The sequence below is a fragment of the Solwaraspora sp. WMMD1047 genome (assembly GCF_029626155.1).
Lineage (GTDB): Bacteria > Actinomycetota > Actinomycetes > Mycobacteriales > Micromonosporaceae > WMMD1047.
The window spans coordinates 5,802,416-5,822,022 of the sequence record NZ_JARUBL010000001.1 but is presented as its reverse complement, the minus strand read 5'-3'; the positions used below and the strand labels follow the sequence as shown (position 1 = coordinate 5,822,022).

Sequence of the window (19,607 nt, the reverse complement as noted above, 5' to 3'; positions counted from 1 at the left end):
GGGGAGCTGCTCAGCGGTCCTCCAGGTCGCCCTCGACGCGCAGGTAGACATCCCGCAGCGCGGCGAGGGTGGCCGGGTCGGGTTTGGCCCACAGACCGCGGTCGGCCGCCTCGGTCAACCGTTCGATGATGTTGCGCAGGGCCCACGGGTTCGAGCGGTGCAGGAAGTCCTGGTTCTCGGGGTCCAGCGCGTACGCCTCGGCGAGCTGCTCGTACATCCAGTCGGCCACGACACCGGCGGTGGCGTCGTACCCGAACAGGTAGTCCACGGTGGCGGCCAGTTCGAACGCCCCCTTGTAGCCGTGCCGGCGCATCGCCGCCAGCCAGCGCGGATTGACCACCCGGGCCCGGAACACCCGGGCGGTCTCCTCGGTCAGGGTCCGGGTGCGGACCGCATCCGGGCTGGTGCTGTCGCCGACGTACGCCCGGGGCGCCTGACCGGTGAGCGCCCGGACGGTGGCGATCATGCCGCCGTGGTACTGGAAGTAGTCGTCCGAGTCGGCGATGTCGTGTTCCCGGGTGTCGACGTTCTTGGCGGCCACCGCGATCCGCCGGTACGCGTTCTCCATGTCCTGCCGAGCGGCCCGCCCGGCCAGGTCCCGGCCGTACGCGAAGCCGCCCCAGACCGTGTAGACCTCGGCCAGGTCGGCGTCGTCACGCCAGTTGCCGCTGTCGATGAGCGGCAGCAGCCCGGCCCCGTACGCGCCCGGCTTGGAGCCGAAGATCCGGATGGTGGCCCGGCGCTCGTCGCCGTGCCGGGCGGTGTCGGCGCGGGCGTGCGCGGCGAGGAAGTTCACCTCGTCCGGCTCGTCCAGGGCGGCCACCGCCCGCACCGCGTCGTCGAGCAGCAGCAGCAGGTGCGGGAAGGCGTCCCGGAAGAAGCCGCTGATCCGGACGGTCACGTCGATGCGCGGCCGGCCCAGTTCGGCGGTCGGGATGACCTCGAAGCCGTTCACCCGGCGGGACGCCTCGTCCCAGGTCGGTCGGACCCCGATCAGGGCGAACACCTCGGCGATGTCGTCGCCGGCGGTGCGCATCGCGGAGGTGCCCCAGGCGGAGAGGCCGACCGAGCGGGGCCAGTCGCCGGTGTCCCGGCGGTAGCGCTCCAGCAGGGACGCCGCCATCGCCTGGCCGGTTTCCCAGGCCAGCCGGCTCGGGATCGCCTTCGGGTCGACGGTGTAGAAGTTGCGGCCGGTGGGCAGCACGTTGACCAGGCCGCGCAGCGGCGAACCACTCGGGCCGGCCGGCACGTAGCCACCGTCGAGCGCGTGCAGCAGCGCGGTGATCTCGTCGGTGGTGCGGGCCAGCCGGGGGACCACCTCGGTGGCGGCGAAGGTGAGCACCCGTGCCGCGTCGGCGGCCCGGGGATCGTCCTCGCCGAGGACGGCCGCGGCCACCGCTTCGGGCGCGTCCACCGCCCAGGACCGCTGTTCCATGGCGAGCACCAGCGCCCGGGCCAGCTCCTCCACCCGATCCACCTCGGCGGTCGCGGCATCTGTTGAAGTCGCGTCGGCCAGGCCGAGCGCGGCCCGCAGGCCCGGCACCGCGCCGGCCTGTCCACCCCAGACCTGCCGGGCGCGCAGGATCGCCAGCACCAGGTTCACCCGGGCCTCGCCGGTCGGGGCGGCGCCGAGCACGTGCAGGCCGTCGCGGATCTGGGCGTCCTTGACCTCGCAGAGCCAGCCGTCGACGTGCAGCAGGAACTCGTCGAACTCGGCGTCGTGTGGGCGCTGCTCCAGGCCGAGGTCGTGGTCGAGTCTGGCGGCCTGGATCAGGGTCCAGAGCTGGCCCCGGATGGCGGGCAGCTTGGCCGGATCCATCGCGGCGATGTTCGCGTACTCGTCGAGGAGTTGTTCCAGCCGGGCGATGTCGCCGTAGCTCTCCGCGCGGGCCATCGGCGGCACCAGGTGGTCGACGATCGTGGCGTGCGCCCGCCGTTTGGCCTGTGCTCCCTCGCCCGGGTCGTTGACCAGGAACGGGTAGATCAGCGGCAGGTCGCCGAGGACGGCGTCCGGGCCGCAGCCGGCGGAGAGGCCGGCGGTCTTGCCGGGCAACCATTCCAGCGAGCCGTGCTTGCCCAGGTGCACCACGGCGTGCGCGCCGAATTCGGTGTCCAACCAGCGGTAGGCGGCCAGGTAGTGATGGGTCGGCGGGAGGTCGGGGTCGTGGTAGATGGCCACCGGGTTCTCGCCGAAGCCCCGGGGTGGCTGGATCATCAACAGGATGTTGCCGGCCCGCAGGGTGGCCAGCACGATCTCGCCGGCCGGGTCGCGGGACCGGTCGACGTACAGCTCGCCCGGTGGCGGCCCCCAGTGTTCGGTCATCGCGTCGCGCAGTTCGGTGGGGAGCGTCTCGAACCAGCGCAGGTAGCTGGCCAATCGGATCCGCACCGGGTTGCCGGCGAGCTGCTCCTCGGTCAGCCACTCCTGATCGTGGCCGCCGGCCGCGATCAGGGCATGGATCAGCCGGTCCCCGTCCGGCGCGGGAGCCGCGGCGTGCCCGTCGGCGGGCGGCGAGTCGGTAGGCGGCGCGTCGGCGGGCACCAGGCCGGGTAGCGCGTCCGGTCCCTCGGTCGGGCCGACGTCGTACCCCTGGGCGGCCATCGCCCGCAGCAGCGCGACCGCGCTGGCCGGGGTGTCCAGCCCGACCGCGTTGCCGACCCGGGCGTGCTTCGTCGGGTACGCCGACAGCGCCAGCGCGATCCGGCGCCGGGCGGGCGGGGTGTGCCGCAGCCGGGCGAGCCGGACGGCGATCCCGGCGACCCGGCCGGCCCGTTCCGGATCGGCCACGTAGCGGGGCAGCCCGTCCGCGTCGGTCTCCTTGAACGAGAACGGAACGGTGATCAGCCGGCCGTCGAACTCGGGCACCGCGATCTGGGTGGCCGCGTCCAGCGGGGAGAGACCGTCGTCGCTCGCCGACCAGGTGGACCGGCTGGCGGTCAGGCTGAGTGCCTGCAGGATCGGGACGTCCAGGGCGGCCAGCGCGCCGACGTCCCAGCTGCCGTCGTCCCCGCCGGCGGCGGCGTCGGCCGGCCGGGTGCCGCCGGCGGCCAGGACGGTGACCAGCAGGGCGTCGGCCCGGCCGAGCGTGGCCAGCAGCTCCGGCTCGGGATTGCGCAGGCTGGCGCAGAAAATCGGCAGCGCCCGGCCGCCGGCGCCGTCGACCGCGTCGGCGAGCGCCTCGACGAAGGCGATGTTGCCGCTCATCTGGTGCGCCCGGTAGTAGAGGATGCCGATCACCGGCCCGTCCGGGCCGGCCGGCTCGCGCGGCAGCAGACCCCAGCTCGGCTGCTCGACCGGCGGCGCGAAGCCGTACCCGGTCAGCAGGACCGTGTCGGAGAGAAACCCGAACAGCTCCCGCAGGTTGTCCGGACCGCCCTGGGCCAGGTAGGCGTGCGCCTGGGCGGCGGTGCCGACCGGCACCGTGGAGCGGGCCATCAGGTCCGCGTCCGGGGTCTGCTCACCGCCGAGCATCACCACCGGTACGCCGCTGGCGCGCAACGCGTCCAGCCCTTCCGACCACATCCGGTAACCGCCGAGGATGCGAACCAGCACCAGGTCGGCGCCGGCGAGCAGGTCGGGCAGGTCGGCCGGACCGCGTTCCAGCCGGGCCGGATTGGCCAGCCGGTAGTCGGCGCCACTGGCCCGCGCGCTGAGCAGATCGGTGTCCGATGTGGAGAGCAGCAGGATCATGCCGTGACCCGGCCGGCAACGATGAGCATGGGTGACTCCTCCCCGGGTCCGCGCCCGTGGTCGTCGTGCGCGCTGGCCGGAGTCTCCTGGCTCCCGGATCGACGCTCGCCCCGACCTTCCGGCTCGGTGTCGAGCCGTGGTCTCGCGTGGGGGTCACTCCCCGGTGACAGTGGCGGGACCGCCCCGGATTCACACCGGGTTCCTCCGTGTCCACCGCGTGCTGCTGGGCCGGCGCGGGGTTGCGCCGGTGGCCCGACTCTACGATGTCGCCATGCCCGACGTCGTGCCGCCTCGCTCCGCCGGTGACCGGTGCCCCGGCGCGCTGCGGGTGCACGAGGCCGCCGACGGCGGCCTGATCCGGGTACGCCTGCCAGGCGGGCAGCTCGATCCGGCGCAGCTGCGGACGGTGGCCGACTGTGCGGCGGAGTACGGCGACGGCACGCTGGAACTCACATCCCGGGCGAATCTGCAGATCCGTGGCATCCCGCCGGGTGGCGCCGCGGCCCGGTTGGCCGACCGGCTCGCCGGCGCCGGGCTGCTCCCCACCGCCACCCACGAGCGGGTCCGCAACATCCTCGCCTCACCATTGAGTGGTCGGGACGGCGCCGGCCGGCCGGACATCCGGGAACTGGTCCGCGCGCTCGACCGGGCCGTGCGGGCCGAGCCGGCACTGGCGGCGTTGAGCGGGCGGTTCCTGTTCGCGCTGGACGACGGGCGGGGTGACGTGGCCGGTCTGGGCGCCGATCTGTGCTGGCGGGCCGACACCGGCGCGTTGCTGCTGGCCGGCCGGGACCATGGACTGCGGATGCCGATCGTCCGGGCGGTGCCGGGCCTCGTCGCCGCCGCCCACGGCTTCCTCCGGCTGCGCGCCACCGAACCGGAGCCGGCCGCCGTGTGGCGGGTGACCGACCTGTCCGGCGGCCCGGCCCGGCTCGCCGAAACACTCGCGGCGGCGAGCGCCGACCGCCCGGCCGGGGCGCTCGCGGCGCCCGCCGGGCGGGTGCCGGAGATCACCGATGACCCGGCGCCGGCTCCGGGGGCGGTGGCCGCCCCGTACGGTCGGCTCTGCGTGGTGGCCGGCGCGCGGCTGGGCCGCCTCCGGGCCGACCAGGCCAGGCTGCTCGCGGAGATTTCCGCCGAGGTGGAGGGTGGGTCGCTCGTGGTGACACCGTGGCGGAGTGTGGTGGCCGACGCCGGGCCGCAACCGGTCATGGGCCTGCTGGCCCGGATGGACGCGGCCGGGCTGATCGTCGAAACCGCCTCGCCGTGGGCCGGGGTCAGCGCCTGCGCCGGCCGGCCCGGCTGCGCGCGGTCACTGGCCGACGTCCGGGCCGACGCCGCCTCGGCGGTCGCCGCCGCCGGCCCGGTCCCGGACGGCCGCGAGCCGACCGGCGGCGAGTCGTTCGGCGGTTCGGCGGCCGGGCGCCGGCTGCGGATGCACTGGGCCGGCTGCGAGCGGCGGTGCGGTCTGCCGGCCGGCCCGGTTGCGGTGGCCGTGGCGACCGGGGACGGCTACGCGGTGACCGCCCCGGGCGGCCCACCGCCGCCCGGACCGCTGGCCGAGCGGGTCGCCCAGGCGAGGACGCCCCGGTGAGCGCCCCACCCCCGGCCGGACCGGACTACGACTACGTCCGCGACGGGGCGGAGATCTACCGCCGCTCGTTCGCCACCATCCGGGCGGAGACCGACCTGGCCCGGCTCCCCATCGACCTGGCCCAGGTGGCGGTGCGGATGGTGCACGCCTGCGGCATGGTCGACCTGGTCGACGACATCGCCGCCGCCCCGGACGTGGTACGGCGCGGCCGGGCCGCGCTGGCCGCCGGGGCGCCGATCCTGTGCGACGCGGCGATGGTCGCCGCCGGCATCACCCGGACCCGGTTGCCGGCCGGCAACGAGGTGATCTGCACGCTGCGACACCCCGACGTGCCGGGGCTGGCCGAGCGGCTCGGCACGACCCGCAGCGCCGCCGCGCTCCAGCTGTGGCTCGACCGGCTCGACGGTGCGGTGGTGGCGATCGGCAACGCCCCCACCGCACTGTTCCGGCTCCTCGAACTCCTCGACGCGGGTGCGCCCCGGCCGGCGGTGATCGTAGGCGTACCGGTGGGCTTCATCGGCGCCGCCGAGTCCAAACTGGCGCTGGCCCGGCACCCCGCCGGGGTGCCGTACCTGGTGGTCCACGGGCGGCGGGGCGGCAGCGCGATCACCGCCGCCGCGGTGAACGCCATCGCGAGCGTGGCCGAGTGAGCGGGCCGGGCACCCTCTACGGGGTCGGCGTCGGGCCGGGCGACCCCGAGCTGCTCACCGTCAAGGCCGCCAGGCTGATCGGCGCAGCCGAGGTGGTGGCGTACTACTCGGCCCGGCACGGGCGCAGCATCGCCCGGTCGATCGCCGCGCCGTACCTGCGTCCCGGACAGGTGGAGGAGGCCCTTGTCTATCCGGTGACCACCGAGGAGACCGACCACCCGGGCGGCTACGAGGCGGAGATCGCCGAGTTCTACGACCGCAGCGCCGAGCGGCTGGCCGGGCACCTGGCGGCCGGCCGGGACGTGGTGGTGCTCTGTGCCGGTGACCCGCTCTTCTATGGCTCCTACATGTACCTGCACGAGCGATTGGCACACCGGTTCCCGGCGGAGGTGGTGCCCGGGGTGACCTCGGTCAGCGCGGCCTCGGCGGTGCTGGGCCGGCCGCTGGTGGAACGCGACGAGGTGCTGACCGTGCTCCCCGGCACGCTGCCCGCCGCCGAGCTGGCCCGCCGGCTGGACGGCACCGACGCGGCGGCCGTACTCAAGCTGGGTCGGACCTTCGGGGAGGTCCGCACCGCGCTGGCCGACGCGGGTCGGCTCGACGAGGCATGGTACGTCGAGCGGGCCACCACGAACCGGTCCCGGCAGCTGCCCCTGGCGGAGGTCGATCCGGCGGCCGTGCCGTACTTCTCGATCGCGATCGTGCCGAGCCCGGCGAGCGCGGCCGCGACCGCCGCGGACGCCGGCCCGGGGAACGCCGCCGTGGCCGCCGGATCGGACGACGCGGCGCCGGCCGGGAAGCCGCCGGACCGCGGCGAGGTCGTGGTGGTCGGTCTGGGGCCGGCCGGTCCCGGCTGGCGGACGCCGGAGGTGACGCGGGCACTGCGGGAGGCCGAGCATCTGATCGGGTACGGGCCGTACGTCGACCGGGTTCCGCGCCGGCCCGGGCAGCACCGCCACACCTCGGACAACCAGGTCGAGGCCGACCGGGCCCGGCACGCGTTGGAGCTGGCCCTGGCGGGGTCGCGGGTCGCGGTGGTCTCCTCGGGCGATCCCGGGGTGTTCGCGATGGCCACCGCGGTGCTGGCCGTCGCGGCCGATGACGATCGGTTCGCCCGGGTGCCGGTCCGGGTGCTGCCGGGGCTGACCGCGGCCCAGGCGGCGGCGAGTCGGGTCGGCGCGCCGCTCGGCCATGACTACGCGGTGTTGTCGCTCTCCGATCGGCTCAAGCCGTGGCCGGTGATCGAGGCCCGACTTGCCGCTGCCGCCTCGGCCGACCTGGTGATGGCGATCTACAACCCGGCCTCGGCGAGCCGGCGTTGGCAGGTGGCCGCCGCCCGTGACCTGTTGCTGCGGCACCGGGCCCCGGGCACCCCGGTGGTGGTCGCCCGGGACGTCGGCGGGCCGACCGAGTCGGTCACCCTGGTGGAGCTCGGCCGGCTCGATCCCGACACTGTGGACATGCGCTGCCTGCTGATAATCGGCTCGTCGACCACCCGGGTCACCCGGCGGCCGGACGGTACCGCCGTGGTCTGGACGCCCCGCGACTACCCCGCCGACGGCCCGGCAGTGCCGGCAGGCGGTCCGGCGGTGCCCGCCGACCGCCCGGCTGTGCCGGATGGTGGCCCGGCCGCGGCGGCCGGCTGAGCGGACCGGGCCAGCCAGTCGAGTGCCCCGGCGACATCGGAGACCACATCGGCCGGCCGGCTGGCCGGGTCCGGCGGTGGCCGGTCGATCATCACCACCGGTAGCGAGAGCTCCCGGGCGGCGGTCAGCTTGCCGATTGTCAGCGAACCGCCGCTGTCCTTGGTCACCAGCACCTCGATCCGGTGCCGGCGGAGCAGTTCGGCCTCCCGGGCGGCGTCGTACGGGCCCCGGGAGAGGAGGACCCGGACGTTGGCCGGGACCGGCTCGTCCGGCGGGTCGACGAACCGGGCCAGGAACGACAGCTCGGACCGGCCGGTGAATTCGGCCAGGTGCTGCCGGCCGGTGGTGAGGAAGATCCGCCGCCCGAGCTGGGGCAGGAGGGCCGCGGCCTCGGCGTAGCCCGGCACCCGGTGCCAGCGATCGCCCGGCTGCGCCGTCCATCCCGGACGTTCCAGCCGCAGGTGGGCGGCGCCCACCTCGGCGGCGGCGACCACCGCGGCGGTCCGGATCCGGGCCGCGTACGGGTGGGTGGCGTCGATGACGGCGGTGATGCGTTGCTCGGCCAGCCACCGGGCCAGCCCCGCCGGACCACCGAACCCGCCGATCCGGACCGCGCCCACCGGCAGCCGCGGATCGCGTACCCGACCGGCCAGCGAGGAGATGATCATCACGTCCGGCCGGGGTACCAGCGTGGCGGCCAGCTCGCGGGCCTCCGCCGTGCCGCCCAGAATCAGGACCCGGGTGCTCATCCGGGCACCATCGCACACCCGTGGGCCGGCGGCCGGGCTGGCCCGACCATTGTGGCGGGGGCTGACCGGCGGCTACGCTGCCAGAGCCGCGGTGTTCGGGAAGCCGGTGTGAATCCGGCGTGGTCCTCGCCACTGTGACCGGGGAGTGCTCGTCCGCTCCGCCACTGGGTCGATGCCGATCTGGGAAGGCTGGACGGGCGCGGTGATCCGGGAGCCAGGAGACCGGCCGCGGCACAGCAAGGTAATCGCCACGAGGAATGGACGAGAGGATTACCGCGATGCCCCCTGTCACCGTGCCCGCCGCGACCGCGCCGATCCGGGTGCCCGCCCTGGCCTGGCTCGCCGTCGCGTTCGCCGTCGCCGTCGTCTACCTGGTGCTCCAGGAGAACGGCGCCGTGCTGGCGAGCTACGCCGAGTACGTACACGAGTTCACCCACGACGGGCGCCACGCGCTCGGCGTGCCCTGTCACTGAGCCCGGGGCGCTCCGATGCGGACTCTGACGCTTGGTTTCGTACTGCGCCGGGGCCTGCTGGCCGGCCTGATCGCCGGGCTGCTGGCTGCCCTCGTCGCCCTGCTCCTGGTCGAACCCGCCATCGACGCTGCGCTGGTGGTCGAGGAGGCGCGCTCCGCCGGCGAACCCGGCGGCCACGAGCATGAGCTGGTCGGCCGTGCCATGCAGGTGGTTGGCGGGATGGTCGCGGCGGTGCTGGTCGCGGTCAGCCTCGGCCTGGTGCTGGCCGTGGTCTTCGCCCGGGTCCGGCACCGCCTGCCGGGCGGCACCGACCTGGCCCGGGCCGCGGTACTGGCCGGGTGCGGCTTCGTGGCCGTCTCTCTGCTACCCGCGCTGAAATACCCGGCCAATCCGCCCGGCGTGGGCGACCCCGCCACGGTGACCACCCGCACCTGGCAGTACTTCAGCCTGATCATCGCGGCGGTCGGTTTCACCTGGCTGGCGTTCCTGGTCCGGGACGGGCTGGCCGGCCGGGGCTGGTCCGGGTCGCACGCCGCCGCCGGGGCGGTGCTGGCCGGGGTGCTCGGCAACCTGCTGGTCCTGGTGGCCTGGCCGGCGACTCCCGATCTGGTGCCGGCGGACGTGCCCGCGGGGCTGCTCTGGGAGTTCCGGCTCGCCTCCATCGCCGAGCTGGCCACCCTGTGGGCCGGTCTCGGATTCGCCTTCGGGCTGTTGCTGACGCCGCGCACGGCGGCCGGCGGCGGCGCGGGTACAGCGACGGACCCGGGCTCGACGCCGGACCCGGCCACGGTGGCCCCACCGGCCGCCGGCTGATCCGGCGGGCGGGGTGGCGCCGCCGCCCGGTCGGCCGCTGGGCTGCGTGCTGACGTTGTGCCGGGGCTGTTGCTGCGGCACCGCACGCAAGCACCCGCAGGTGGACCATGACGGACAGCTCGACCAGTTGCGGCACGGCGTCGGCGCGGCGGACCGGGTGCGGCGCAGCGAGTGCCTGAACGTCTGTGACCGGTCGAACGTCCTGGTGGTACAGCCGACCCCGGCGGCCCGGCGGGCTGGCGCGCGTCCGGTGTGGCTCGCCGAGGTGCTGGACCCGGTGGTCCTGGCGGCGGTGGCGGACTGGGTGCGGGCCGGCGGCCCCGGCGCGGCGCCGCTGCCGCCGAGCCTGCGCCCGCACGTCATGCCGGCGCCGCGGTGGGGACCGTTGCGGGGACGGGGTGGAGCCGGCCGTTGACGCTCGGTGAGCCGGTGTGACCGGTCCGGCCGCCACGGCCCGGCTGCCTGTACGGGTTGGGAGCGGTGTGGCAGGCTGCGCGAGTCTTTCTCGTACAATCCCGCACTTCACACCTGACCGATTCCCCCCTCAGGAGGTCTGCCGTGGCGTGGTCCGCCGGACATACATTGCTGTTCCTACTGGCCCTGCTGCTCGGTCTGGGCGGTGGGTGGTTGCTGTGGGGCCGCCAACCGGCCGGTGCCGCCGCACCCACCGGTGCGGAGGCCGGTGCGCCCGAGGTGAGCCCGGTCCCGCCGGTCGCCGGTGCCCCGACCACTGATCCATCCACTGTGGAGCAACTGTCGGCGCCGGAGCTGGCCGAGCCCGTCGCCCTCACCCCGCCGAGCCCGGCGACGCCGACCGATTCGCTCAGCCCGGCGACGCCGGCCGACCCACCGGGCGGCACGGCCGTGGTGGACCGGCCGGAGCCGGCAGCGGTCGAGGACGAGCCGCCCGCGTCGGCCACCCTGGCGCCGACGCTCGGCGAGCAGCCGGTGGCCCCCGACGCGGCGGTGCTCGACACCGCCGGCGAGCCCGAGCCCGAGCCGGTGCCGGCCGCCGAGCCGGTGGCGCCCATCGCACCGGCCGAGCCGATCGCCGCCGACGAGCCGGCCGGGCCGGCTGCCCCGGTCGCGGCTGCCGAGCCGGTTGCGGCTGCCGAGCCGGTTGAGCCGGTGGCCGTCCCCGAGCCGGTCGCCGCTGCCGGGCCGGGCGAGGGGGCCGGTGACGACCTGCGCCGGATCGAGGGCATCGGACCGAAGATGGCCGCGGCGCTCAACGCCGCCGGCATCCGCACCTACCAGCAGCTCGCCGACCTCGACGAGGCGGAGCTGCGGTCGACCGTCCGCAGCGCGGGCATGCGGGCCGTGGCCAGCCTGCCGACCTGGCCGCAGCAGGCCCGGGTGCTGGCCGGCGGCGGCGCGCCGGCGGCCGCGCTCGACGGCGAGCCCGCCGCCTCCTGACCCGACCTGACGTCCGGTGGGCGGGTCCGGACCGGACCCGCCCACCGGCTCACGGCAGCAGCCGGCTCTTCTGCACCTTCCCCATCTGGTTGCGCGGCAGGTCCGCCACCAGGTGCACCCGGCGCGGCCGCTTGTGCCGCGACAGCCGGGTGGCGACGAAGTCGATCAGCTCCTGGTCCGGCACCGGATCACCGACGACGTACGCCACGATCTGCTGGCCCAGGTCGGGATGGGGCTCGCCGACCACCGCGGCCTCCCGGACGGCCGGGTGGGACAGCAGCGCGTCCTCGATCTCGCCGGCGCCGATCCGGTACCCGCCACTGGAGATCAGGTCGATGCTCGCCCGGCCGACGATCCGGTACTGGCCGTCCGGTTCGAGGATGGCCACGTCGCCGGTGCGGAACCAGCCGTCCGGCGTGTAGGCGGCGGCGGTCGCGTCGGGCCGGCCCAGGTACCCGGTGAACAGCGTCGGCCCGCGCACCTGCAGCTCGCCGATCGACTCACCGTCGGCCGGCACCGGCCGCCCGTCGTCGTCGACCAGCCGGACGCCGACGCCGGACAGCGGCAGGCCGACCCGGCCCGGCGACCGCTCGCCGTCGGCCCGGGTGCTCAGCGTGATCAGGGTCTCGGTCATCCCGTACCGTTCCACCGGCCGGTGGCCGGTCAGCTCCCGCAGCCGCTCGAAGACCGGCACCGGCAGGGCGGCGCTGCCGGAGACCAGCAGCCGGGCGGCGGCGAGCGCCCGCGCCGCCGCCGGGTCGGCCGCGATCCGCGACCAGATCGTCGGTACGCCGAACAGCAGCGTCCCGCCGGCCGCCGCGTACCGGTCGGGGTGGGGTCGGCCGGTGTGCACCAACCGGCAGCCGGTCCGCAACGCGCCGAGGACCCCCAGCACCAGCCCGTGTACGTGGTACAGCGGCAAGCCATGGACCAGCACATCGTCGGGGGTCCACGCCCACGCCTGCGCCAGGGCGTCCAGGTCGTGGGCGATCGCGTCCCGGCTGAGGACGGTGCCCTTCGGCGGCCCGGTGGTGCCGCTGGTGTAGAGGATCAGCGCTGGGGTCGTACCCGATGGTTCGGGGGGTGGCCCGCCGCGGCCGCCCGCCGCCGCGCGGACCGGTTCCACCGGCACCGGCACCGCGTGCTCCGGTGGCCGGTCGGCCAGCAGCAGCGCGGCGCCGGAGTCGGTGAGGATGTGATCGAGTTCCAGCGGCCCGGAGTCCGGTGACACCGGCACCACCGGAACCCCGGCCAGCAGCCCACCGGTCACCGCCGCGACGGTGGCCAGCGTCGCGTCCGCCCAGACGGCGACCGCCGGCGCTCCGGAGATCCGGGCGGCCACGCCGGCGGCGGCCTCGGCGAGCCACAGCCGGGAGGCGGTCTCGTCGCCCACCCGGATCGCGGCTGACTGGTCGGGGGCCGTCGGCCCCAGGGCCGGCAACAGCATCGCGTCTCCCGTCGATGTGACCGGCCACCGGCCGGTAGCCACCATCCTGCCAGCCGTGCGGCGTGCGTCGACGACTCGTACGGTGGGGTGGAACGCCCCCTAGCTGGAGGTTGACCGCCTCGTGCCTGACGAAGACTGGTTGCTGACCGCCGAGGAGCGGGACAACCCCGCGTCGGACATACCGGTCCGGTGCCCGGGGAACCTGGTGACCGCGCACGTACATGGTGTGGCGTACTTCGACCGGCTGGTCGAGGTGGTCGAGACGATGGAACGCGGCGACCGGCTGTTCTTCACCGACTGGCGGGGCGATCCCGACGAGCGGCTGCGCCCGGACGGCCCGACCGTGGGCGAGCTCTTCTCGGCCGCAGCCCGGCGGGGGGTGGTCGTCAAAGGGCTGATCTGGCGCTCCCACTTCGACAAGCTGCAGTACAGCGCCGAGGAGAACCGGAATCTGGCCGAGGACGTGGCCGACGACGGCGGCGAGGTGCTGCTCGACCAGCGGGTCCGCCGGTTCGGCTCGCACCACCAGAAGCTGGTGGTGCTGCGGCACCCCGGCCGGCCCGAGCGGGACGTGGCGTTCGCCGGCGGGATCGACCTGTGCCACAGCCGCCGGGACGACACCGAGCACCACGGCGACCCGCAGGCGGTCCGGATGTCACCCCGGTACGGCGACCGGCCGCCCTGGCACGACGTGCAGTTGGAGCTGCGCGGACCGGTGGTCGGCGCGCTGGATCTCACCTTCCGCGAACGCTGGACCGACCCGACGGCGCTGAGCTGGGGAAACCCGCTCTCCGCGCTCTGGGACCGGCTGACCGGCACCGACGTGACCGCCGACAAGCTGCCGCCCGAGCTGCCGCCACCACCACCGTGCGGCCCGCACACCGTGCAGGTGCTGCGCACCTACCCGAACAAGCCGCGCCCGTACCCGTTCGCGCCCGACGGTGAGCGGACGGTGGCGCGCGGCTACACCAAGGCGATCCGGCGGGCCCGCCGGCTGATCTACCTCGAGGACCAGTACATGTGGTCGACCGAGGTGGCCGATCTGTTCGCCGACGCGTTGCGGGACAACCCGGAGCTGCATCTGATCGTCGTGGTGCCCCGCTACCCGGACGTGGACGGCCGGCTGGCGCTGCCGCCCAACCAGATCGGCCGCAGGCAGGCGATCGAGACCTGCCGGCAGGCCGGCGGTGACCGGGTGCACGTCTTCGACGTCGAGAATCACGCTGGCCGGCCGGTCTACGTGCACGCGAAGGTGTGCGTGGCCGACGACGTCTGGGCCAGCGTCGGCAGCGACAACTTCAACCGGCGGTCCTGGACCCACGACAGCGAGCTGTCCTGTGCGGTGCTCGACACCGAGGCCGACGAGCGGGAGCCGACCGATCCCGGCGGGCGGGGCGACGGCGCCCGGCGGTTCGCCCGGGACCTGCGGTTGACCCTGCTGCGCGAGCATCTGGACCGCGACCCGGCCGGTGGCGAGGACGCCGACCTGATCGACCCGGACAGCGCGGTGCGGGCCGTCCTCGCGGCGGCCGAGGCGCTGGACGCCTGGCACGACGGTGGGCAGGTCGGGCCGCGCCCGCCGGGCCGGCTGCGCCGGCACGAGCCGGAGCGGCTGTCGGCGTTCACCCGGGCCTGGGCGGTGCTGCCTTACCGGCTCCTCTACGACCCGGACGGCCGGCCCTGGCGGCACCGCCGGGACCGGACCTGGTGACGGACGGGATGCCCGGGTGATCCCGGGTCGGGCTGATAATGACGATCTCCGCTCGGCCGGCTAATGTCGGTCGACATGAGCGGACGCGTCCTCGTCGCCTCGTTGGTCACCGCCGTGCTCGCCGTTCCGGGAGTGCAGCCGGCCACCCCGACGGACCGTCCGGCTGTCCGGCCGTGCCCGGCCCCGAAGATCAGCCCGCCCGCGGACCGGCCGCCCCGGCCGAAGCCACCGGCGCCCGACCCCGACAAACCGGTGCTCGGCGGCGAGGGGATGGACACCGCCGGCCTGATCGTGCCGCCCGGCACACCGGCGCCGCCCGCGCTCACCGCGACCTCCTGGCTCGTCGCCGACCTGGACACCGGTGCGGTACTCGGCGGCTGCGGACCACACGAGTACGCCACCCCGGCCAGCGTGCAGAAGCTGCTGCTGGCCGCGACGATGCTGCCGAAGCTGGACGCCAAGCAGACCGTGAAGATCGTCCGCTCCGACCTCGACATCGAGCCCGGCAGTTCGGCGGTCGGACTGCTGGAGGGCGGCCGCTACCGGATCGAGACGCTCTGGCTCGGGCTGATGCTCAACTCCGGCAACGACGCCGCCAACACGCTGGCCCGGCTCGGCGGCGGTGCGGCCGGCGCGAAGGGCGGGGTGGCCGCGATGAACGCCGAGGCGCGGCGGCTGGGCGCGTACGAGACGCACGCCGTCACCCCCTCCGGGCTGGACGGCCGGGGCCAGTTCACCAGCGCGTACGACCTCGCGCTGATCGCCCGGGTCTGCTTCGACCGGGCGGACTTCCGCCGGTACGTCGCCACCGAGCGGGCCCAGATGCCCGCCCAGCCGCCCCGCGACCCGCGTGGCTTCCAGATCCAGAACGACAACCAGCTGCTGCTCAACTATCCGGGGACCATCGGCGGCAAGACCGGCTTCACCAACCTGGCCCGGCACAGCTTCGTCGGCGCCGCCGAACGCGACGGCCGCCGGCTGGTGGTGACGCTGCTCGGCGCCGAGGCCCGACCGCTGCGCAGCTGGCAGCAGGCGGCGGCCCTGCTGGACTGGGGATTCGCCCTGCCCGCCGACGCCGCCGTCGGTGACCTGGTCACCCCGGAACAGATCGCGCAGCAGGAGCGGGCGCAGGAGCAGGCCGCGTCACCGCCGGCCCGCGCGGTGCCGGCCCCGGCCCGGGTACGCGACGGCGGCCCGCTGCTACCCGGCTGGTGGCACCTGGTCGTGGCCGGCCTGGCGGTGCTGCTCGCGGCCACCATGGTCGCGGCGGCGGTCCGGTCCACCCGGCGGCGACGCGGCTACCGGGGCAACCGTCGCCGCGCGACCCGGTCACGGGCCTGACAGCTGCCGTACACAGCGAATTCATTGCTCCTTCAGGGCACGTTCTGAGCTGCGCCCGCTTGTCTCGACCGGGAACACCGTCGAGACGAGAGGGGAGCACGTGCCGCCCGTTGACACCGGCCACGCCCTGCGCGGTCCCAGCCCGTTGCACGCCTTCAACCGGTACGAGATCAAGTACCCGGTCGGGACGGCGGCGGTGCCGGCGCTGCGCGCCGCGCTCGCCGCCCGACTGAGCCCGGACAGCCACTGTGCCGGTGTCGGCTACGGGGTGTGGAGCGTCTACTACGACACCACCCGGCTGCGGTTCTACTGGGAGAAGATCGAAGGGCTGCGGTTCCGGCGCAAGCTACGGATCCGCCACTACGGCGACCGGTTCGACCTGACCGACGACACCACCGTGTACGTCGAGATCAAGCAGCGGGTCAACCGGGTGACCCAGAAGCGCCGGGTGCCGCTGCCGTACCGGCTGGCCCGGCAGCTCTGCGACGGCTGGTCGATGGTCGAGCACCCGCCGGCCCAACGCGCCTTCGTGCAGGAGGTGCTCGGCCTGGTCTCCGGACTGGACCTGCGGGCCACCGCGATGACCGGGTACCAGCGGGAGGCGTTCGTCGGCCGGGACGCCGACCTGGGCCTGCGGGTCACCCTCGACCACCGGGTACGCGGCCGGGACCGCGACTTCCACCTGGGCGCCGACGCCGAGAACCGGTTCATCATCCCGCCGTCCCGGTCGGTGCTGGAGGTCAAGGCGAACGACCGGGTGCCGTACTGGCTCACCGACCTGGCAGCCCGGTCGAACCTCGCCGTGGTCCGGGTCTCGAAGTACTGCCAGAGCGTCGAGGCGTTCGGTCGGGCTCCCCGCTCGGTCTTCCACGTCCCCGACGACGATCCCGTCGGCCCGACCCACCAACCCGCCGGTGTGCGCACGCCGTCCGTCACCCGAAACGAGGCATGACCGATGGACATCCCCTTTGAGGATCTCTCCGGCACGTTCAGCGTCGGCGACATCGCGGCCGCGCTGGCGCTGTCGTTCGTGCTCAGCTCGATCATCGGCTGGATCTACCGGGCCACCCACCGCAACGTCTCGTACAGCCAGTCCTATGTGCAGACGCTGGTCATCCTCGGCATGCTGATCTCGCTGATCATGCTGGTGGTGGGCTCCAACATCGCCCGCGCCTTCGCGCTGGTCGGCGCGCTGTCGGTGGTGCGGTTCCGCAACGCCATCAAGGAGACCCGCGACGTCGGGTTCATCTTCCTGGTGATGGGCGTCGGGATGGCCTGCGGCACCCGGTTCTACACCCTGGCGGTCGTGGCCGCCGTCTCGATCAGCCTGATCATCGTGGTGATGTACCGCTTCAACTGGTTCGCCCTCAACGTGCAACGCCAGGTGGTCAAGGTGCAGGTGCCGCCGGACGCGGACCACACCGGCGACATCTCCGACGTGCTGCTGCGGCTCACCTCCGAGTTCGAGCTGGTCAGCATGGAGTCGATCCGGGGCGGCGCGCTCACCGAGCTGATGTACACGGTGCGGCTGAAGAAGGGCACCGAACCCGGCGAGCTGATCGCGGCGCTGAGCGAACGGACCTACGGCCAGCGGGTGAGCGTGCTCACCGGCTACGACCAGACGGACCTGTGATGGCTGCCCGCGTACCCGATGGGGTTGCGCGCCGACCCGGTCTGGCCCGGCGGCTTCGGCGCCGGATTCCGGTGCGGATCCGGCACCACTGGAAGCTGCTCGCGGTCTGCGTGGCGTTCGTCGTGGTGTTGACCGTGGTGTTCGGCAGCGCCCGGGTCCGGCCGTACGTGACGAGCGGCAGCGACCGGGGCGGCGGCGGGGTCACCGTCGACCTCGCGGGCGACCGGGACCTCTTCGACGCGGGTGTCGCGCACACCATCTCGCTGACCTTCCGGGACGCGGACTACGAGCGGATGCTCGACGGTTTCTTCGACGACGGCGAGAAGGAGTACGTCGAGGCGGACCTCACCATCGACGGGGTGATGGTGCCGAGCGTCGGCATCCGGCTGAAGGGCAACTCGACGCTGTCCGGCCTGACCCGCGACGGCCAGACCCGCCAGCGCACCGGAGCGGGCGGGGCGCCTGACGGCGCCGAGCGCGGCGGCGGCCCGGGGCGGGCCGGGCTGGCCGCCGAGGAGCCGGAGACGCTGCCGTGGCTGATCAGCTTCGACGAGTTCGTCGAGGGCCGCCGGTATCAGGGACACCAGGAGATCGCTGTCCGGGTCGGGGGAATGGGTGGCGGTTCCACAGTGCTCAACGAGGCGCTCGCCCTGTCGCTGCTGGACACCAGCGGCGAACGGACCCAGCGGTACGCGTACTCGTCGTTCACGGTCAACGACCGGCCCACCACCGCGCGGCTCATCGTCGAGCATCCGGATGAGAACTATGCCGAGCAGATGGACGCCACCGGTGTGCTCTACAAGTCACGCAGCACCAGCCAGTTCACCGACCAGGGTGACGACCCGATCGACTACCAGGACGACTTCAACCAGATCAACCTCACCGGCAGCCAGGACCTGCAACCGGTCATCGACCTGATCAAGTGGGTGAACGGGGCCAGCGACGAGGAGTTCGACGCGCAACTCGCCGAACGGGTCGACGTCGAGCAGTTCGCCCGCTACGTGGCCATGCAGAACCTGCTGCTCAACTTCGACGACATGGCCGGCCCGGGTCGCAACTACTACCTCTGGTACGACCTGGAGACCCGGAAGTTCAGCGTCATCAGTTGGGACCACAACCTCACCTTCAGCGGCAGCGCCGACCACGGCCCGCACGACGCGGGCCGGATGGGCGGCCCGGGTGGCATGCGGACGGCACCGGACGGCGAGAACCAGCAGGGCACCCCGCCCGAGGGGTTCCAGCCGCCGGAAGGCTTCGAGCTACCGGAGGGTGCCGAGCCGCCAGCGGGTCTCCAGCGTTCCCGGCCGCCTGAGGGCGACCAGCCGGGTGGTGGGGACCGCCAGGGTGGCATGCGGGCCGGTCACATCCTGAAGGAGCGCTTCCTGGCCAGTGAGGCCTTCACCGACGTCTACGAGAACGCCTACCGGGAGCTGTACCAGGAGCTCTACGGAAGTGGCCGGGCGCTCGCCGCGCTGGACGAGATCACCGCCGTGCTGGCGACCGTCGACGGGTACGACGCGGTGGCCGTGACCGCCGACGCCGAACAGCTGCGCACCCTGGTCCAGCAGCGCACCGAGAGCCTGCGCGACGACGAGGTGATCACCGGAGCCTGACCGACGGCCGTTACCTGCGGCGTAATCGACACCGTGCGGGTCGGCGCGCGATCGTCAAGTCACGATCAGCGCCGGCCGCCACGGGGGTGGCCGGCCTCGACGGAAGGCAGGTTCGCCATGTCCGGATACAGCCAGACCATCGCCGCCCCGGTGGGCGCGGACCGGGTCCGCCTGCTGCGGCTGGCGCTGCGGCTCGACGCGGTCGCCTCGGCCGGGCTGGGCGCGGCGGTGGCGCTCGCCGCGCCGCTGCTCGACGGTCCGCTCGGCGCCCCGACCGCGCTGCTCTGGGCGATCGGCGGCTTCCTGGTCCCGTTCTCCGTCGCGCTCTGGGTCATCGGGTCGCGGGTCCCGGCAAACCGGTCCGCCGTGCGTACGGTGATCGCCGTGAACGCCGCCTGGGTGGTGGGCAGCGTGCTGCTGGTGCTGTTCGGCGGCCTCGACCTGACCGCGCTGGGGGTGGCGGTCGTACTCGGCCAGGCAGCCGCCGTCGCGGTGCTGGCCGAACTCCAGTACGCGGGCCTGCGCCGCGCCAACCGGAGCTGACCGGCCTGGTCCCGGGTCACGTTTCAGATCGGCGGCGGTCGCCAGGCCGGTGGCGACTGCCGTCCGTCCTCGTCGGGCCGCGCGAGACCGTCAGTACGTTCCCGCCGGCTGGCTGCACAACCGGTTCGTCGGCTGGGCTCGCCGGCTGGACCCCGACCGCCCGTCCAACGCGGCCCAGATCCTGATGCGCTCGCGGGAGTTGGCCTTCACCCACGTACCCGACGAAGAGGGGCGATGCCCCGTCTGCGGCGACCCGGCGGACTGCTGGGTCGGACTCCGAGACTGAC

The 19,607-nt window shown here is 74.3% G+C and carries 16 protein-coding genes and 2 riboswitches; of the genes, 13 read left to right on the top strand and 3 right to left on the bottom strand.

The genetic code is table 11. The features are described from left to right. Positions 1-10: 10 nt before the first annotated feature. Complete coding sequence (gene cobN, locus O7627_RS26525; protein WP_278096189.1) at positions 11-3,691, bottom strand: cobaltochelatase subunit CobN; 3,681 nt, start codon at positions 3,689-3,691, stop codon at positions 11-13. Positions 3,692-3,770: 79 nt separating this feature from the next. Then, positions 3,771-3,896: riboswitch (cobalamin riboswitch) on the bottom strand. Between the two features lie 66 nt (positions 3,897-3,962). Between cobN and O7627_RS26520 the strand changes: the two genes are divergently transcribed. Genes O7627_RS26520 through O7627_RS26510 form a run of 3 tightly spaced genes read left to right on the top strand, consistent with a single transcriptional unit; the run spans position 3,963 to position 7,581 of the window. Further along, the gene (locus tag O7627_RS26520) at positions 3,963-5,285 is read left to right on the top strand and encodes a precorrin-3B synthase (protein ID WP_278096188.1); all 1,323 of its coding nucleotides are present in this window, start codon (positions 3,963-3,965) and stop codon (positions 5,283-5,285) included. Next, positions 5,282-5,935, top strand: a complete 654-nt coding sequence (locus O7627_RS26515; protein ID WP_278096187.1) for a precorrin-8X methylmutase — start codon at positions 5,282-5,284, stop codon at positions 5,933-5,935. Before O7627_RS26520 ends, O7627_RS26515 begins: the two co-directional genes overlap by 4 nt. Then, entirely contained in the window at positions 5,932-7,581 is a 1,650-nt protein-coding gene (locus O7627_RS26510) for a precorrin-2 C(20)-methyltransferase (protein WP_278096186.1), read from the top strand. Before O7627_RS26515 ends, O7627_RS26510 begins: the two co-directional genes overlap by 4 nt. On the opposite strand, the gene O7627_RS26505 is transcribed toward O7627_RS26510, so the two are convergent. After that, on the bottom strand, positions 7,482-8,330 hold the full coding sequence (locus O7627_RS26505) for a cobalt-precorrin-6A reductase (RefSeq protein ID WP_278096185.1): 849 nt from the start codon (positions 8,328-8,330) through the stop codon (positions 7,482-7,484). The two genes, O7627_RS26510 and O7627_RS26505, sit on opposite strands and share 100 nt — an antisense overlap. Positions 8,331-8,402: 72 nt before the next feature. Beyond that, positions 8,403-8,576, top strand: a riboswitch (cobalamin riboswitch). Between the two features lie 32 nt (positions 8,577-8,608). On the opposite strand from O7627_RS26505, the gene O7627_RS26500 reads away from it, so the two are divergent. From O7627_RS26500 to O7627_RS26485, 4 genes are all read left to right on the top strand, one after another. Continuing rightward, positions 8,609-8,803: a CbtB-domain containing protein gene (locus O7627_RS26500; protein ID WP_278096184.1), complete on the top strand. Its 195-nt coding sequence runs from the start codon at positions 8,609-8,611 to the stop codon at positions 8,801-8,803. A gap of 15 nt (positions 8,804-8,818) precedes the next feature. Then, the gene (locus tag O7627_RS26495) at positions 8,819-9,616 is read left to right on the top strand and encodes a CbtA family protein (protein WP_278096183.1); all 798 of its coding nucleotides are present in this window, start codon (positions 8,819-8,821) and stop codon (positions 9,614-9,616) included. A 49-nt stretch (positions 9,617-9,665) separates the two neighbouring features. Further along, entirely contained in the window at positions 9,666-10,031 is a 366-nt protein-coding gene (locus O7627_RS26490) for a hypothetical protein (RefSeq protein ID WP_278098443.1), read from the top strand. Positions 10,032-10,174: 143 nt separating this feature from the next. Then, on the top strand, positions 10,175-11,032 hold the full coding sequence (locus O7627_RS26485; protein ID WP_278096182.1) for a helix-hairpin-helix domain-containing protein: 858 nt from the start codon (positions 10,175-10,177) through the stop codon (positions 11,030-11,032). Between the two features lie 49 nt (positions 11,033-11,081). On the opposite strand, the gene O7627_RS26480 is transcribed toward O7627_RS26485, so the two are convergent. After that, positions 11,082-12,479 carry an acyl-CoA synthetase gene (locus tag O7627_RS26480; protein ID WP_278096181.1) on the bottom strand — a complete coding sequence of 466 codons (1,398 nt, stop codon included), beginning with the start codon at positions 12,477-12,479 and terminating at the stop codon, positions 11,082-11,084. Positions 12,480-12,600: 121 nt separating this feature from the next. On the opposite strand from O7627_RS26480, the gene O7627_RS26475 reads away from it, so the two are divergent. The 6 genes from O7627_RS26475 (at position 12,601) to O7627_RS26450 (ending at position 19,320) form a co-directional block, all read left to right on the top strand. After that, positions 12,601-14,190: a phospholipase D-like domain-containing protein gene (locus tag O7627_RS26475; protein ID WP_278096180.1), complete on the top strand. Its 1,590-nt coding sequence runs from the start codon at positions 12,601-12,603 to the stop codon at positions 14,188-14,190. 75 nt (positions 14,191-14,265) lie between these two features. Then, the gene (locus O7627_RS26470; protein WP_278096179.1) at positions 14,266-15,531 is read left to right on the top strand and encodes a serine hydrolase; all 1,266 of its coding nucleotides are present in this window, start codon (positions 14,266-14,268) and stop codon (positions 15,529-15,531) included. Positions 15,532-15,631: 100 nt separating this feature from the next. Further along, on the top strand, positions 15,632-16,483 hold the full coding sequence (locus O7627_RS26465) for a polyphosphate polymerase domain-containing protein (RefSeq protein WP_278096178.1): 852 nt from the start codon (positions 15,632-15,634) through the stop codon (positions 16,481-16,483). A 3-nt stretch (positions 16,484-16,486) separates the two neighbouring features. Next, positions 16,487-17,164 carry a DUF4956 domain-containing protein gene (locus O7627_RS26460; RefSeq protein ID WP_278096177.1) on the top strand — a complete coding sequence of 226 codons (678 nt, stop codon included), beginning with the start codon at positions 16,487-16,489 and terminating at the stop codon, positions 17,162-17,164. Then, positions 17,164-18,777 carry a CotH kinase family protein gene (locus tag O7627_RS26455; RefSeq protein ID WP_278096176.1) on the top strand — a complete coding sequence of 538 codons (1,614 nt, stop codon included), beginning with the start codon at positions 17,164-17,166 and terminating at the stop codon, positions 18,775-18,777. The genes O7627_RS26460 and O7627_RS26455 overlap by 1 nt, the downstream gene beginning before the upstream one ends. Before the next feature lie 117 nt (positions 18,778-18,894). Next, entirely contained in the window at positions 18,895-19,320 is a 426-nt protein-coding gene (locus tag O7627_RS26450; protein ID WP_278096175.1) for a hypothetical protein, read from the top strand. The last annotated feature ends 287 nt before the right edge of the window (positions 19,321-19,607 follow it).